Source organism: Hyphomonas sp., from assembly GCF_013823385.1.
Lineage (GTDB): Bacteria > Pseudomonadota > Alphaproteobacteria > Caulobacterales > Hyphomonadaceae > Hyphomonas.
Window position 1 is genome coordinate 23,104 of sequence record NZ_PNMA01000021.1, and the last position, 14,627, is coordinate 37,730.

The 14,627-nt window shown below is 64.3% G+C and carries 14 protein-coding genes; 5 read left to right on the forward strand and 9 right to left on the reverse strand.

The features are described 5' to 3' along the window. Window positions 1–104 precede the first annotated feature (104 nt). On the forward strand, window positions 105–440 hold the full coding sequence (locus C0456_RS12855) for a hypothetical protein (RefSeq protein ID WP_291052692.1): 336 nt from the start codon (window positions 105–107) through the stop codon (window positions 438–440). A 13-nt stretch (window positions 441–453) separates the two neighbouring features. Here the strand turns inward: C0456_RS12855 and C0456_RS12860 are convergent, their stop codons facing one another. From C0456_RS12860 to C0456_RS12875, 4 genes are all read right to left on the reverse strand, one after another. Then, entirely contained in the window at window positions 454–1,254 is an 801-nt protein-coding gene (locus C0456_RS12860) for an enoyl-CoA hydratase-related protein (protein WP_291052695.1), read from the reverse strand. A gap of 15 nt (window positions 1,255–1,269) precedes the next feature. Beyond that, window positions 1,270–2,268 (reverse strand): acyltransferase, encoded by a 999-nt coding sequence (locus C0456_RS12865; protein WP_291052697.1) that lies wholly within the window; start codon window positions 2,266–2,268, stop codon window positions 1,270–1,272. 264 nt (window positions 2,269–2,532) lie between these two features. Next, a complete protein-coding gene (locus tag C0456_RS12870; protein ID WP_291052700.1) occupies window positions 2,533–2,823 on the reverse strand; it encodes a hypothetical protein in 291 nt (96 codons plus the stop codon). A gap of 131 nt (window positions 2,824–2,954) precedes the next feature. Continuing rightward, on the reverse strand, window positions 2,955–3,542 hold the full coding sequence (locus C0456_RS12875) for an NAD(P)H-dependent oxidoreductase (protein ID WP_291052703.1): 588 nt from the start codon (window positions 3,540–3,542) through the stop codon (window positions 2,955–2,957). 167 nt (window positions 3,543–3,709) lie between these two features. On the opposite strand from C0456_RS12875, the gene C0456_RS12880 reads away from it, so the two are divergent. Next, window positions 3,710–4,204: a pyridoxamine 5'-phosphate oxidase family protein gene (locus tag C0456_RS12880; RefSeq protein ID WP_291052705.1), complete on the forward strand. Its 495-nt coding sequence runs from the start codon at window positions 3,710–3,712 to the stop codon at window positions 4,202–4,204. Window positions 4,205–4,266: 62 nt separating this feature from the next. Here the strand turns inward: C0456_RS12880 and C0456_RS12885 are convergent, their stop codons facing one another. After that, entirely contained in the window at window positions 4,267–5,874 is a 1,608-nt protein-coding gene (locus tag C0456_RS12885; RefSeq protein ID WP_291052707.1) for a carboxyl transferase domain-containing protein, read from the reverse strand. Window positions 5,875–5,998: 124 nt separating this feature from the next. Between C0456_RS12885 and C0456_RS12890 the strand changes: the two genes are divergently transcribed. The 3 genes from C0456_RS12890 to C0456_RS12900 all read left to right on the forward strand — a co-directional run bounded on the left by C0456_RS12890 (window position 5,999) and on the right by C0456_RS12900 (window position 10,436). Further along, window positions 5,999–7,777, forward strand: coding sequence for a patatin-like phospholipase family protein (locus tag C0456_RS12890; protein WP_291052710.1), 1,779 nt, complete (start codon window positions 5,999–6,001; stop codon window positions 7,775–7,777). Window positions 7,778–7,875: 98 nt separating this feature from the next. Continuing rightward, window positions 7,876–9,843, forward strand: coding sequence for an ATP-binding protein (locus tag C0456_RS12895; protein ID WP_291052712.1), 1,968 nt, complete (start codon window positions 7,876–7,878; stop codon window positions 9,841–9,843). Between the two features lie 104 nt (window positions 9,844–9,947). Further along, complete coding sequence (locus C0456_RS12900; RefSeq protein ID WP_291052715.1) at window positions 9,948–10,436, forward strand: SRPBCC family protein; 489 nt, start codon at window positions 9,948–9,950, stop codon at window positions 10,434–10,436. Between the two features lie 4 nt (window positions 10,437–10,440). Here the strand turns inward: C0456_RS12900 and C0456_RS12905 are convergent, their stop codons facing one another. From C0456_RS12905 to C0456_RS12920, 4 genes are read right to left on the reverse strand one after another with little or no spacing between them, the layout of a single operon-like run. After that, a complete protein-coding gene (locus C0456_RS12905; RefSeq protein ID WP_291052718.1) occupies window positions 10,441–11,073 on the reverse strand; it encodes a hypothetical protein in 633 nt (210 codons plus the stop codon). 25 nt (window positions 11,074–11,098) lie between these two features. Further along, window positions 11,099–12,067 (reverse strand): alpha/beta fold hydrolase, encoded by a 969-nt coding sequence (locus tag C0456_RS12910; protein WP_291052721.1) that lies wholly within the window; start codon window positions 12,065–12,067, stop codon window positions 11,099–11,101. Further along, entirely contained in the window at window positions 12,064–13,236 is a 1,173-nt protein-coding gene (locus C0456_RS12915; protein WP_291052724.1) for an isovaleryl-CoA dehydrogenase, read from the reverse strand. Before C0456_RS12915 ends, C0456_RS12910 begins: the two co-directional genes overlap by 4 nt. Window positions 13,237–13,275: 39 nt before the next feature. Continuing rightward, complete coding sequence (locus C0456_RS12920; RefSeq protein ID WP_291052726.1) at window positions 13,276–14,538, reverse strand: lysozyme; 1,263 nt, start codon at window positions 14,536–14,538, stop codon at window positions 13,276–13,278. Window positions 14,539–14,627: the final 89 nt, after the last annotated feature.

The window sequence follows — 14,627 nt, forward strand, 5'->3', positions numbered from 1 at the left end:
GCGGCAACATGGCCGGCGGGGTGCCGGACGGCGGTAAATTTCAGGCTTTGTGAGGCCCGCGCAATCGCGTAATGCTTAATCAGTCTGAAACCAAAGGGGACCCCATGGCCTACAATTCCGGAACCGGGCTCGCCAGCCTGGCAGGCGTCATCGGCGGCGGCATCGGCGCTTATCTCGGCTATAATCAGGGCCTCGTCACGGAAGGCATTTCGCCCGTCCAGGGCGCGCTGATCATGGGCGCCATCGGCCTCGTCGTCGGCAGTGCCGGCGCTTTCATTCTGAAATCGGTGATGCAGTTTATCGTCTACATCATCATGTTCGCGCTGCTGGCGTATATATTCCGAGGGCAGATAGAAGCATTAACCGGGGTCAATCCGGTCACGGCGGTAGAAGTCACCCTGGGCAATTTCGGCCTCAATGTAGACCTCTCTCCGGACTGACGCGGCCACCCCGTCAGCTTTTCCAGGAGGGCGTGCGCTTTTCAAGGAAAGCGGCAATGCCCTCTTTCCCCTCTTCGGAAACACGGCGCGCGGCAATCCGCTTGGCGGTGGTGTGCATCAGGGCGTTGTCGATTTCCATGCCCGTCACATCCACTACAAGGCGCTTGGCATCGGCCACCGCGCCCGGCGCCGCCGAGAAGACCAGCCGGGCGATATGCTCCTGCAGCTCGGCCATCTTCACGTCGTCTTCGGCCACATAATGCACCAGGCCGATTTTCTCCGCATACGCCGCATCAAAACCATCGGCCGTGACAAACAGCGCCTTCGCCCAGCGCGGGCCGATGGCCTGCACCACGAAGGGGCTGATGGTGGCCGGGGTAAGGCCGAGGCGCACTTCGGAAAAACGGAACTGCGTGCCCGCCTTGGCAATCGCCACATCGCACGCCGCCACAAGGCCCGCGCCCCCGCCCATGGCCGCGCCATGCACCAGCGCCAGCGTCATCTGCGGCATCTCATAGAGGCGGCGCAGCATTTCAGCCAAACGGATGGCATCGGTCTCGTTATCCTCGCGCGAATGCAGCGCCGCGCGCTTCATCCAGTTGAGGTCTGCCCCGGCCGAAAATGAAGGCCCTTCGCCGCGCAGGATCATCATGCGAATGCTCGGCTGTTCCGAGATCATCGTGAACACATCCGTCAGCTCGGCAATCAGCTCGGCATTGAAGGCATTGTGCACATCAGGCCGGTTCAGCGTGACGACCGCCAGGCCCTCTTCCGTCGCTTCAAACCGGATCAGATCATATTCTGCGTCACGCATGGGGTATTCCCTGTTTCAATTATCTTTGGCCACCCTGCGATAGTGGCTTGTCGGGCGCAAGGCGGGCTTCTCCACAAGGTGCCACAGCGCAAAGCTCACCGCGAGGGTCAGCGCTGTCGCAAGGGCGAGATAGGCAGCCAGCCCGAGGCTCGCCGCCAGCCCGGCTGCGGCGAGGGCCTGAAGGATCGGAAAATGGGTGATATAGAGGCCATAGCTGACATCCCCATACCGGGCGGCGTTGAGCTTCGGCCCCGGCGCCCAGGCGACCGCGCCAATGACGCCCGCCAGCGCGAAGGCCCTCAGCGGTTCGAGAAGCGGATAGAGAATGCTCGCCCCCAGCAGAGCCGTACCGCAGAGCGCCAGCGCCGCCCAGCGCCGCTGTATGCCGGGCGATGCCTTCCAAAGCGCGATACCCATGGCGAAAAAGGCCATCTGGCCGGGCAGCTGCCGCCCCAGCTCAGGCCCATACCCACCCGGCGCCAGCTGCGGCACATAATACGCCCAGGCCTCGCCCGCCGCATACAGTGCCAAGATCAGAACCCACCAGAAGGCGCCAAATCTCTTCAGCACAAGGAGGATAACCGGCAAGGCGATATAGAACATCACTTCTATCTTCAGCGTCCACAGCGCCCCGTTCACTTCCGGAAACCGGTTCCCCTCGAACAGTCCCGGAAGCGTCGGCGAGAGGAAATTCAGGAAGACCAGATTGGCGCCGAGATAACTGCCTACGCCCTGAACATCCTGCGTCATCGCCAGGCTGATCACAGCCGGCACCAGGATCACCGCCGCATAGGCCGGATAGAGACGGCGGGCCCGCTTGCCGGCATAGTCGCGCAGGCTGGAGGAACGCTCAAGCGATCCGGCCACCAGCAGGCCAGAGACGATGAAAAACCCCTGGATCGACAGCTCGGCGAAATGGGAAAGGGCGCGCTCCAGCGGCCCGAAGGGCAGCGCCGCGCCTATGGCGACCCCATGATAGACAAAAACCCCGGCGGCGAAGGCCAGCCGGATCAAATCAAATCGGTTCGCCGTCTCTGGCATATTCAACAAACTCTTGCGCAGCATACCGGCGGCGCAGGAGGCCGCTGCCCCCATCGACTTCAGACAATGGGAAATGTCCAGTGCCTGCCGGGAACAACCAGTGTTTTACTGGGGAGAATCTGCGCCCCGCCCACGCCGAAGGCCTGCCTCGCGGAGGAGGCAGGCCCTGTCATGACGCGGAAAGGTCATGCCTGGCCTGAAGATCGAGACGGATGGGATCTTCAGACTGGTCCGGAGTTACCAGCTGGTATCGCCGGTGGTGTCGGTTTTCTCAGCCTTGCGCTCAGCCTTCATGGCTTCCCAGTCGGCTTCGGTGATCTGGCCATCCATGCCGGCGGCTTCTTCAAACTTCGCAGCAGCTTCAACTTCAGTGTATTTGCCATCAGCGGTCTTGTGAGCGATGAACTCCGAAGCGCTGATCACGCCGTCGGCATTGGTGTCGACATCAGCAAATGTCGACTTTTCACCGGCATAGGCGCCCATGGCACCAACAAGAGCGGCAGCGGAAATCAGGGTTACGCGGATCATGTGTTGCACTCCTTTGACTGACGCCGGGTTGGCCGGCGCCTTGTCTGAAGGACGCGTGAACGGGGATATCGATCCGTTAAAAGCCTGTCAGTCTCAAGGCCATTTTGTGGCAGGCTTAACACATGTGCGGCCTAGGCGGCCGAATGGCCCAGTTCCCACATCTGGCTTTTCCAGGCGTGAAAGCGTTCGGACGAGATATCGCCTGCCCCGCCCAGGATCGTATGGTGCACCGGGCGGAAGCCGGAAAGGCCGAGAATGCCACGTTCCAGCGCTTTCAGGCTGCCGGCATCCATGAGCACGCGGTAGACCGATCCCGGCATCCCCATGGTGATCACCACGCGCGCCGATTTGCCTGCCATCATCTTGCGCGGCCAGCTACCCTCCTTCTCCGGATCCGCCACGAAAAACCCGCCGCGCGCAGCCTGCTCGAAGAAAGAGCGCAGCTTTGACGGCATCCCGCCCAGCCAGAGCGGAAACAGGATGACAATATGATCGGCGGCCGTGATCTTCTGCCGCTCGCTCAGGATGGGCTCAGAAGGCGGGGTGCGGAAATCCTCGTTCTTTTCCAGATGCGGGATCTTCAGTTCCCAGATGTTGATCCGGGTCACATCATATCCTGCCGAAATGGCGCCTTCGGCATAGGAGTCCGCCAGCGCGCGGCAAAGGCGGGCCGGGTCTGGATCAGGATGTCCGTCGATGATGCAGATGGTCTGGGTCATGACTGCGCCTCCTCTGGTCTCCATGGCTACCCTCAAAATCCGCGCAGGTTGATAGGTAGGTGTCCCTATACGGGTTTCCGGAGCCCGGCGCATTCGCCCCCGCCGCACGCCCAAGGGAACATGCGCCCCCGCTCCGCGTTGGGCTGGCAGACCCCAAGGAGAATGACATGGCCAATCTGAAAAAATTCGAACAGAACCCGCAGCGCCAGCTGCTGGAAGAGATCAAGGGCTCGCGTTGTGTCATGCTCGGCTCGCCCGAACACGATCAGCACATGCAGCCCATGGCGCCGCAGGTGGATGAAGAAGCCGGCATCATCTACTTCTATTCGGACAACACCAGCGAGCTTGGTCAAACCGTGCTGAAATCGCCCGGCATCGTCCATATGTGCCACATCGACAGCGACTATCAGGCCTGCGTACGCGGTGAACTTCTTCCGCACCATGACAAAGCCACCATCGAAAAATTCTGGGGGCCGATGGTCGACGCCTGGTATCCCGGTGGCATGGAAGACCCCAAACTCATGATGCTGAAATTCGTGCCGCATGACGCCGCCCTCTGGGCATCGGACAAGTCCGCCCTCGGCGTATTCTTCGAAGTCGCCAAGGCAAATATCAAGGACGAGCAGCCCGATCTCGGCAAGAGCAAGCACGTACAGCTCTGAGCCCAGCAGACACCCGCCCCATCCCAAGCGCCCCTCCCGCAGCCATGCGGCGAGGGGTTTGCTTACATCCGGAACACGCCAAACCCGCGCTCGCCAAACGGCGCATTGAGGCTCGCCGATAGCGCCAGGCCCAGCACGCGGCGTGTGTCGGCCGGGTCGATGATGCCATCATCCCAGAGGCGCGCGGTGGAGAAATACGGGTTCCCTTCGGCCTCATAGAGATCGCGGATCGGCTGTTTGAAGCCCTGCTCTTCCTCCGCGCTCCACTGGCCGCCGCGCCGCTCGATGCCGTCGCGCTTGACGGTGGCGAGCACGCTGGCTGCCTGCTCGCCGCCCATGACGGAAATGCGCGCATTCGGCCACATGAAGAGGAAGCGCGGGGAATAGGCCCGCCCGCACATGCCATAATTGCCCGCGCCAAAGCTGCCGCCAGTCACCACGGTGAATTTCGGCACACTCGCGGTCGCCACCGCCGTCACCATCTTGGCGCCGTCCTTGGCGATGCCGCCTGCCTCGTATTTGGAGCCGACCATGAAGCCGGTGATATTCTGCAGGAAGACGAGCGGAATGCGGCGCTGGTCGGCCAGCTCGATGAAATGGGCTGCCTTCTGCGCACTCTCCGAGAACAGGATGCCGTTATTGGCCAGGATCGCCACCGGCATGCCATAGATATGCGCAAAGCCGCAGACGAGGGTTTCCCCATAGAGCTTCTTGAACTCGTGAAACTCCGACCCGTCCACCGTGCGCGCAATCACCTCGCGCGCGTCATAGGGCTCGCGCACATCCTGCGGCACAAGGCCATGCATCTCGCGCGGATCATACAGCGGCTCTGCGGGAGCCTGAATTTCAAACGGCTGCGGCTTCGGCTTTGCCAGTGTGCGGACAATCGAGCGCACGATCGACAGCGCATGGGCGTCGTGCGCCGCGTAATGGTCCGCCACGCCGGAGCGGCGGGCGTGCACATCGGCCCCGCCCAGATCTTCGGCTGAAATCTCCTCCCCCGTCGCCGCCTTCACCAGGGGCGGGCCGCCCAGGAAGATCGTCCCCTGCTTGCGCACGATCACGGTTTCATCGCTCATCGCGGGCACATAAGCGCCCCCCGCCGTGCAGCTGCCCATCACGGCGGCGATCTGGGGAATGCCCTTCGCGCTCATCTGCGCCTGATTGTAGAAGATGCGGCCGAAATGCTCCCGGTCCGGAAACACTTCAGACTGGTGGGGCAGGTTCGCCCCGCCGCTATCAACGAGGTAGATGCAGGGCAGATGGTTTTCCATTGCCACTTCCTGCGCCCGCAGGTGTTTCTTCACGGTGATGGGGAAATAGGCCCCGCCCTTCACGGTCGCGTCATTGCAGACGATCAGGCATTCCCACCCTTCGACCCGGCCAATGCCCGTGATCAGGCCCGCGCCCGGCGCCTCGCCCTCATACATCCCATTGGCCGCCAGCGCGCCGATCTCCAGAAACGCGCTGCCGGGGTCGATCAGCCGCTCCACCCGTTCCCGGGGCAGCAGCTTGCCACGCTCGGTGTGGCGCCGGCGGCTCTCTTCCGGGCCGCCCAGGGCAGCCTCTGCCGTCTTTGCCCGCAATTCGGCGACCAGTTTTTCCATGGCGGCGCGATTTGCAGCGAATTTGGCGCCGGAAACATCCAGCGCAGACTTTAGGACCGGCATGGGCCCTCCCTTACTTTTCGTTGCGGCAGGATTAACCGCCCGGCTTCCGGCTGTCACCCGTTGGTAAACTCTTTTGTGCTAGAGGTCTTGCAGCTCACCTCTCGAGGGATCAGGTAACACCGGCATGTTCGGCCTCCTACGCAAGGAAATCACCCCCGATCTGAAGACGATCCCTCTTCTGAAGGACGTCTCCCAGCGGGCTATGCGCTCTGCCGGCAAGGAGGCCCGCTGGTTTGCCCTGCCCGCCGGCCAGCCCCTGTTCCTGGCGGGGGAACCGGCTGATTCCATCTATTTCGTGCTTTCCGGCGCGCTCGGCGCCTTCGGGGCGAAGGGCGAGTTCGTCGGCCATATCCGCCCCGGCGAGCCTGTCGGCGAGATGGCGCTGTTCCTCGGCGGAGTCGGGACCAATGGAGACGGCGAAGGCCATGACAAGCCCCATTCGGGCTCAGTCTATGCCCTGCGCGATTCTGAAGTCATCGCCCTGTCGCGGGCGGGCTGGAAGCTGCTGGTAAAGTCCGAGCCCGAACTGCTGGAAGGCATGATCCGCATCATCCTGCGCCGTCTTGGCCGGGGCGATCAGCGCACCGGAGAGGCCGCGCCGAAAGTCTACACCCTCCTCTCCACCTCGCCGACCATCGACCTTGGCCTGCGCGCCCGCGCGCTGAAAACCGCCCTCGCCCGGTTCGGCAAACGCGCCGTGATCGTGGACGAGGCCCAGGGCAGTGAAAAACCCGCAGCCTTCTTCGACAATCTCGAAATCGAGTATGACGCCGTCATCCTGACCGCCGCCATCGGCGACACGCCCTGGTTCCGCCTGTCCACGCGCCAGGCAGACCGGATCTGGGTGCTCGCCCGCTCCGATGCGCGCCCGTCTACCCCGCTGATGCCGGAGGACACCTCCCCCGCCCAGCGCCTCAAACTGATTGACGTGGTCCTGATCCATCCGGGCGCCGAGCGCCGCGCCTCCCGTCCGCAGGAATGGCTGCAGGCGGCCGGCGCCAAGCGCCTCTTCCACTGGCAGGGCGACAATGGCGCCGATGCCATGCGCCTGGCCCGCATCATGACGGGCCGCTCTGTCGGCCTTGTCCTCTCCGGCGGCGGCGCCCGCGCCTACAGCCATATCGGCGCCATCCGCGCCATCCGTGAACTGGGCATTCCGATCGACTTTGCCGGCGGGGCCTCCATGGGCGCCGTGGTCGCCGCCTGCGTGGCCATCGGCTGGAGCGACGAGGAGATCGACTGGCGCATCCGCAAGGCCTTCGTGGAAACCAATCCGCTGGGTGACTACACCCTGCCGGTGGTCGGCATGGTGAAGGGCAAGCGCGTCAACCAGCGCCTGCAGGAACATTTCGGCGAGATCGACATCGGCGATCTGCAGATCCCCTTCTTCGCCCTCTCCACCAACCTAACCGATGGCCAGGCCAAGCTGCACCGCTGCGGCCTGCTGCGCACGGCCCTGCGCGCCACCATCTCCCTGCCCGGCATCCTGCCGCCTCTGGTCGATGGGGAAGACATCCTTGTCGACGGCGCCGTGCTCGACAATTTCCCGGTCGAACCGATGCGGGAACTGCACCAGGGCTTCGTCATCGGCTCGGATGTCTCGGCCATCCGCGATGGCCTGAACCGGGAAGAATTCGTCCACCCCGAAAGCTTCTGGCAGTGGGTGTTCAAGCGCGGCTTCTCGTCTCCGCCCCCGATTGCCGGCCTCCTGATGCGCGCCGCCACCATCCGCGACGACCGCCTCACCCCGCGCGACAAGGCCGACATCCTGATCCTGCCCGAACTGCCCGACATCGAATTGCGGGACTGGAAAGCCTATGACGCCTCCGTCGAGGCGGGCTACAAGGCGGCGATGGAGGCCCTGAAGGGCCACGAAATTCTCAACCTGTGCTGTCCTGCCTGAGGCAAACAACGCGGCCCAAAAGCGTGAAATATCAACGCTCCGTTAAGCTTGTGGGCGGATCGTCCTCCAACAAAATGGATGGTTCAAGGATTCGCTCAATGGATGCACGTCTGTTCGACCTGCTGCCAGTTGTCGTCTGTGAAATTGCTCCCGTGCGGGACGAGAATGGCGCAATCGTTGATCTGGAATGGATCGACGCCAACCGCCTCATGAACGAGTCGATCCTGCCCGGTGGCGGCAGCATCGTGGGCATGCGCGTCTTCGAGTTCGACCCCGCCTATCGGGAGTCGGAAATGTCGAAGAACGTCATCAAGGTCATCGAGACCGGCGAGCCGATCACCTACATGACAGGTCTGGGCCGGGCCGCGAAGATGCTCGGCAAGGTGATGAAAACCGTCATCACCCCGACGGAAAACGGCGCCCTCGCCTGCTCCCATGAAGTGACCGACCTCGCCGAGGAGCGCGACGCCGCACAGAAGCGTTTCGAACTCGCCCGCGCCGCCTGTGACTATGCCATCCATGGCATCGTCATCACGGACCGCGTCAGCCGCATTCATTATGTCAACCGCGCCATCTGCGAACTGCTCGGCTATACCGAGGAAGAACTGCTCGGCAAGGATGTCGGCATCCTGTTCGGCGTGAAGTCATTCGAGCCGCAGAAATCCCTTGGCAACAAGGTCGTCACCGACATCGAAAACGGCAAGCTGATCCGCCATGTGTCCGATGCCGAAGCCTTCACGCAGAGCGGCGAAAAGATCCGTGTCCAGGCCTCCACATCCAGCGCCCGTTGGGGCAGCGAAGATACGATGGTGTTCATCACCTATATCCGCGATGTGCGCGAGGAACGCCGCCGGGCCCATGAGCTGCGCGATGCCCTCCACCGCGCCGAACAGGCCACGCGCCTCAAATCCGAATTCCTCGCCAATATGAGCCATGAGATCCGTACACCGCTGAACGGTGTTCTGGGCATGGCGCAGGTGCTCGCCCACAGCAAGCTGACCACCACACAGGCCGAACAGGTCGGGGTCATCCTCGACAGTGGCAACACGCTGATGGTGCTGCTGAACGACATTCTCGACCTCTCCAAGATCGAAGCCGGCCGGATGGACCTCTCCCCCGTGCCCGGCGATCTGCGCCACAAGCTCAGCGGCCTGTTCAAGCTGCACGAAGCCACCGCGCAGGAAAAAGGCATCACTATCCGCCTCTTCGTCGACCCCAGCGTACCCTCGCGCCTGATCTTCGATCCGGTGCGTGTGCGCCAATGTGTCGGCAATCTCATTTCCAACGCGGTGAAGTTCACCAGCGAAGGCGAAGTGATGGTCGTGGTCACGACCGAGCCGCAGGAAGAGGGCGCCCACCGCGTCGTCATCCACGTCTCCGATACCGGCGTCGGCATTGCGGCCGACAAGCTCGACCGCATCTTTGAAAGCTTCGCCCAGGAAGACGGCTCCACCACCCGCAAGTTCGGCGGCACGGGCCTCGGCCTCTCGATCACCCGCCGCCTTGCCCGCATGATGGGCGGGGATGTCACCGCCGTCAGCCAGGTCGGCCGCGGGTCCGTCTTTACACTGAAATTCATGGCGCAGGCCTCCACCATGAGCGTCGGCGACACCACCAACATGGTCCACATGCCCGTGCGCACCCCGCGCACCGGGCTGACGGGCTGCCGCGCGCTGGTGGTCGACGATAACGGCATCAACCGCCGCGTCGCCCGCTCCTTCCTGGAGTATTATGGCATCGTCATCCGCGAAGCCTGCGACGGCAATGAAGCCCTCGAGATCATGAACCGCGAAACCTTCGACATCGTGCTGATGGACATCCATATGCCGGGCCTCGATGGCGACGAAGCCCTGAAACGGCTGCGCACCTCGGGCAGCCTCAACCGCCTCGTGCCGGTCATCGCCCTGACCGCTGACTCGATGCATGGCGACCGCGAGAAATACCTCTCCAAGGGCTTTGACGGCTATGTCTCCAAGCCGATCGATGAGCGCACGATGATCACTGTCATCAGCCAGATCCTTTCTGTCCCGGCGGAGGAGACAGAGGCGCTCCTGGCGGCAGGCTGACGCTGCGGCGTGACGCGGCGTGACCCTGCCAAACGGCCCGCCCGTCCGTAGACGGCCAGACCAGCGCGCCTATACTCATCCCGGCAACACCCGGAGAGCAAGCCATGGCCAAGCCGCTGAAAGTCCATAAATCCGTCGGCGAGGAATACCTCGCCACTGCCAAACAGGGCAGCGCGGTGCACCGCTATCCCTTCCCGCCGGAAATGGTCTGGAACGCCCTGCTCGATGCCGAGACATGGACACTCTGGCTGCCCATCACAAAAGTTACCTGGACCAGCCCCAAACCCTGGGGCCCCGGCACCACCCGCACGGTCGAGATCGGCCCGCAAAAGGTGGAGGAAACCTTCTTCGCCTGGGAAGAAGGCCGCCGCATGGCCTTCCGGTTTGAGCGCTCCACCCTGCCCGTCTCCGCCGCTGTGGAGGATTACCGCATCGTGCCCGCCGAAGGCGGCTGCGAAATGCGCTGGTCCGGCAAGGCCAGCGCGCCGCTTTTCCTGGGCGGCGTCATCACCGGACAGCTCACCAAGGGCATCGTCGAAGGACAGCCCAAGCTGGAACAGATCATCGCCGCCAATCCGGACAAATACAAATAGGGCTTCAAGGCGCCGCCGCTGCCGGCCGCCGGTTACACTCCGGCGCGCCGTAAGCCTCCTTATAGCTGCGCCCGAAACAGGCGATCAGCCCATCCAGCACGCCCAGATTTATGTCGCCATAGCCGGGCGCCACCTTGCCCGCCATCGTCTCGCGTGCCGCCATAAGCGCCTGCAGATCACCGCGCAGGAAGGCTATGCTGCCGCGCACATACTCATCCCATCCAGAATGGCTCACCTCAGGCGTTTTCAGCGACTGCTCGAACAGCGAAGCTGCGCCTGCCGCATCCCCCGCAAACGCCCTCAGCTGGCCCTCATGCCAGTAAAGAATGGACATCTCCCCGGTCTCACTCATCGGCCATTCCTCGCCATTCGGCAGGGTGATCATCACAGGCGCGCCCCTGGCACGCAGCGCCGCGTGATAGTCCCGGTAAAGATCAGCCGCCGCAAGCTCACACCCCGGCTTTGCCAAAACCGCCCGGATACCGTCTGCCCCCTGATCGAATTCCCAATAGTCCAGCGCCATCAACGCGGCGCGATCTGTCACACATTGGGGGTCTCCTTCGGCAATGGGTAGAGCCTCCGCCGGATGGGCGCAGCCCGCCAGCAGAAGGCCCAGAAATGCCGCCAGGTAGTTCATCCCCGCCCCCTCCATGGCCGCCCCCTCATTCCCCGGCGGCCCCCGCCAGAAATTCCGGAATCGCCTCCCGCAGATCGCCATGATGGCCAAGCAGCAGATGCCCGCCGGTGTCGTAGCGGATGAACTCCGCGCCGCTGATGCGCGCCGCAATCGTCTCGCTGATGGCCACAGGGTTGAGCCGGTCATCGGCCGCATGCACCACCAGCACCGGCGCGCGAATCGTTTCCAGATCATACGCCGCCTGCGGATCGACGGCGGCTATCTCGTTGCGCAGCCCTGCCAGCCTGCCGGACGCAGGCTGAAACCCTTCGACCAGCCGGCCAACGAAACCGGTATCCTCCGGCGCCGCCTCCAGCAGCTCGGGCCGCGCATCGAAGGCAGATCGCAGCATGCCCGGCGCCAGCCGCTTCATCACCCAGAATCCAACATCGCTGCCCGCAATCGCGGTATAGACAGCCGCCGGAACAGGCCGCCCCTCCACATCACCGCCAAAGGGCGTAAACGGCGCAGGCGACAGCAGCACCATAGCGCCCACTCGTTCGGGATGCCGCGCCGCCAGTTGCAGCGCCGGCGGCGCCCCGCCCGACATTGCCAGCACGTCCACCCGCTCAATCTTCAGCTCTGTCAGCAGGGCTGCCAACGCATCGGCCTGCGCCGCAGTCGAAGCATCCTCCGGCAACGGACTTCTCAGATACCCAAAGCGCGACACGGAAATCCAGCGACGCCCCGGCCCGCCCACGGCCTCTGCCAAGAGCAGCCCCTGATCAAACCCGCCGCCCGCGCCATGGATCACCAGCACCGGCGGCCCCTCGCCCCGGATGGCATATTCCACCGCGCCCTGCGGCGTGCGCGCCAGCTCGCTCTGCCCGGCCAGCTCGCCGGCCCGCTCCATCGCCTCGGTCCGCGCCAGCGTCAGCGCCGCGCCCATCAGGACAACAAGAATGGCGGCGGCAATGCCCGCCACGCTGAACGCGCCAGGGCGCGCGCGCCTCACGCCGTCTCCGAAAAGAGCTCCCGGCCGATCAGCCAGCGGCGGATCTCGCTGGTGCCCGCGCCGATCTCGTAGAGCTTGGCATCGCGCAGGAGGCGGCCGGTCGGGTATTCGTTGATATAGCCGTTCCCGCCAAGCAGCTGGATCGCGTCGAGCGCCAGCTTCGTTGCGGTTTCCGCCGCATACAGAATAGCGCCGGCCGCGTCCTTCCGCGCCGTCTCGCCCCGGTCACACGCCTTGGCGACGGCATAGACATAAGCCTTGGCCGCATTCATCTGCACATACATGTCCGCCAGCTTGCCCTGCACCAGCTGGAACTCACCGATCGACTGGCCAAACTGTTTGCGATCGTGAATGTAGGGGATCACGACATCCAGGCACGCCTGCATGATGCCCGTCGGCCCGGCCGAGAGCACCGCGCGCTCATAGTCGAGCCCGCTCATCAGGATGCGCGCCCCGGCGCCCACCGGCCCCATCACATTCTCTTCGGGCACTTCGCAATCTTCAAACACCAGCTCACCGGTTTCCGAGCCGCGCATGCCCAGCTTGTCGAGCTTCTGCGCCACCGAAAATCCCTTGAAGCCGCGCTCGATCAGGAACGCCGTGATGCCCTTCGAGCCGCCATTGGGATCGGTCTTGGCATAGACCACCAGAGTGTCCGCATCCGGAGCATTGGTGATCCACATCTTGGTGCCGTTGAGCACATAGCGGTCACCCTTCTTGTCGGCGCGCAGCTTCATCGAGACGACATCCGATCCCGCCCCGCTCTCGCTCATCGCGAGGCTGCCGAGATGCTCGCCGGAGATCAGCTTGGGCAGGTAGCGGGCCTTCTGGCTGTCATTGCCCCAGCGGCGCAGCTGGTTGACGCAGAGGTTTGAGTGCGCCCCATAGGAGAGCCCCACCGAGGCCGAGGCGCGGGAGATTTCCTCCATCGCCACGACATGCTCGAGATAGCCAAGCCCAGTGCCGCCCCATTCCTCCTCCACCGTGATGCCGAGGAGGCCAAGCTCCCCCATCTTCGGCAGAAGGTCGCGCGGAAACTTGTCCGTCCGGTCGATTTCGGCGGCGCGCGGCGCGATTTCATTCTGGGCAAAGTTTTTCACGGTCTCGCGGATCATGTCCGCAGTTTCACCGAGATCGAAGTTCAGAGTGGGATATGTGTTCGTCAGCATGGCCCTTTCCTAGCAAGGGCCTGCCCGCCTGTCACCGGTTCAGTCGTCCTGCGTCATCGCCCGGTAAAGGTAATACGTGGCCACCACGAACAGGAACCCGCCGCCCAGCGAGAGCAGCGGCCCCAGCCAGGTCTCGCCTTCATACAGCGCCGGCTCGGCGGCCATATCCACCAGCTCCCGCACGCCCAGCACCAGGCTCACCAGGCCGAGGCCCGACAGCAGCGCATACGGCACCCACCGGCCCAGCGCCTCGGCGCCGGTCCGGCGGGGCGCGCCGCCATTCTCTTCCAGCGCCCGCTGGATGCCATTCGGATCGATTTCCACAGGCGCCAGATCGTCGACGATCACGCCCTCCGCCGGGGGCAGCGGCGACTCCGGCGCGGGTGGCGGTGGCGGCGGAATGACGGGCGGCGGGCTCGCGGGCACCTCTGGCAGAGGCGCGGCAGGCGCAGGCCGCGCCGCGCGCCGCCGCTCGATGCCATCCGGCGGTCCTTTGACCACGCCGGGCGGCTGCGGCAGCGGCTCGTCCTCCGCCGGCCCTGCCAGATCGGCAATGGCACGGGTAATCTCTTCCACGCTCGGGCCTTCTTCGCCTGGCTCCAGCGGCCGGGTTGGCCGCGAGGGCGGTGGCAGCGGGCTCTCGCCCAGGATCCGCGCAATCCGCTCGCTCACCGCCCGCGCGGCGGCTTGCGGCCCGGACTGCGTTCCGCGCGCCCGCGCGGGCGCGCGCTCATCCTCTGCCCGCGCTTCGATGATCACGGCCCGCTCCGGCGGATGGGGGAAAGGCTGCCCACCATCTTCCGGTATCGGCCGGATCAGCGCGCCCGGCACCGCTGCCGGCCCGGAAGGATGTGTCAGGAACAGCGAAATCTCCGCCGCCCGCCGGCGTACCAGCGCGTCGATGGTCTTCACCTCGCCGTTCACCCGCCCCCGGCGCCACAGCCACATGTCGGAGGCCGCTGCCAGCCGGTCGCCCTCATTGAGGTTTGACAGGACGCTGGACGACTGGAACGCCCCCGGCCCGATATTCCAGGCAAAGGACACCAGCGCGTCGAATTCATTCTGGGTCAGCGGGGCGAGCACTTCATCCTGGATAAGCTGCTCGATGGGCGGCAGATCGAAATGGGCCAGCACCAGTTCGGCGTCCCTCGGGCTCACGGTCAGGCCAGGCCGCGCCGTGCGCGTGTGGCCATAGCCCACGATCCAGCGCCCATCCGGCAGCCGGCTGGCGCGCGGCCGGAAGCCCTCGAAGCCCTTGATCAGCCCGAGTCCTCTGGCAGATGTGCGAAGCGGACCACCCAAAGTCCGTTGCTCCCATTCTGGTACAACTGGCAAAATGCCTACAGGGGCGCCCTGCAAAAGGCGCGCCTTTTCGCCTGAAAGGTGAGATT

Excerpts from the sequence above, each read along its gene's own strand:
- C0456_RS12855 (WP_291052692.1), top strand. The coding sequence starts at position 105 with ATGGCCTACAATTCCGGAACCGGGCTCGCCAGCCTGGCAGGCGTCATC.
- C0456_RS12860 (WP_291052695.1), bottom strand. The coding sequence starts at position 1,254 with ATGCGTGACGCAGAATATGATCTGATCCGGTTTGAAGCGACGGAAGAG.
- C0456_RS12870 (WP_291052700.1), bottom strand. The coding sequence starts at position 2,823 with ATGATCCGCGTAACCCTGATTTCCGCTGCCGCTCTTGTTGGTGCCATG.
- C0456_RS12875 (WP_291052703.1), bottom strand. The coding sequence starts at position 3,542 with ATGACCCAGACCATCTGCATCATCGACGGACATCCTGATCCAGACCCG.
- C0456_RS12880 (WP_291052705.1), top strand. The coding sequence starts at position 3,710 with ATGGCCAATCTGAAAAAATTCGAACAGAACCCGCAGCGCCAGCTGCTG.
- C0456_RS12885 (WP_291052707.1), bottom strand. The coding sequence starts at position 5,874 with ATGCCGGTCCTAAAGTCTGCGCTGGATGTTTCCGGCGCCAAATTCGCT.
- C0456_RS12890 (WP_291052710.1), top strand. The coding sequence starts at position 5,999 with ATGTTCGGCCTCCTACGCAAGGAAATCACCCCCGATCTGAAGACGATC.
- C0456_RS12895 (WP_291052712.1), top strand. The coding sequence starts at position 7,876 with ATGGATGCACGTCTGTTCGACCTGCTGCCAGTTGTCGTCTGTGAAATT.
- C0456_RS12900 (WP_291052715.1), top strand. The coding sequence starts at position 9,948 with ATGGCCAAGCCGCTGAAAGTCCATAAATCCGTCGGCGAGGAATACCTC.
- C0456_RS12905 (WP_291052718.1), bottom strand. The coding sequence starts at position 11,073 with ATGAACTACCTGGCGGCATTTCTGGGCCTTCTGCTGGCGGGCTGCGCC.
- C0456_RS12915 (WP_291052724.1), bottom strand. The coding sequence starts at position 13,236 with ATGCTGACGAACACATATCCCACTCTGAACTTCGATCTCGGTGAAACT.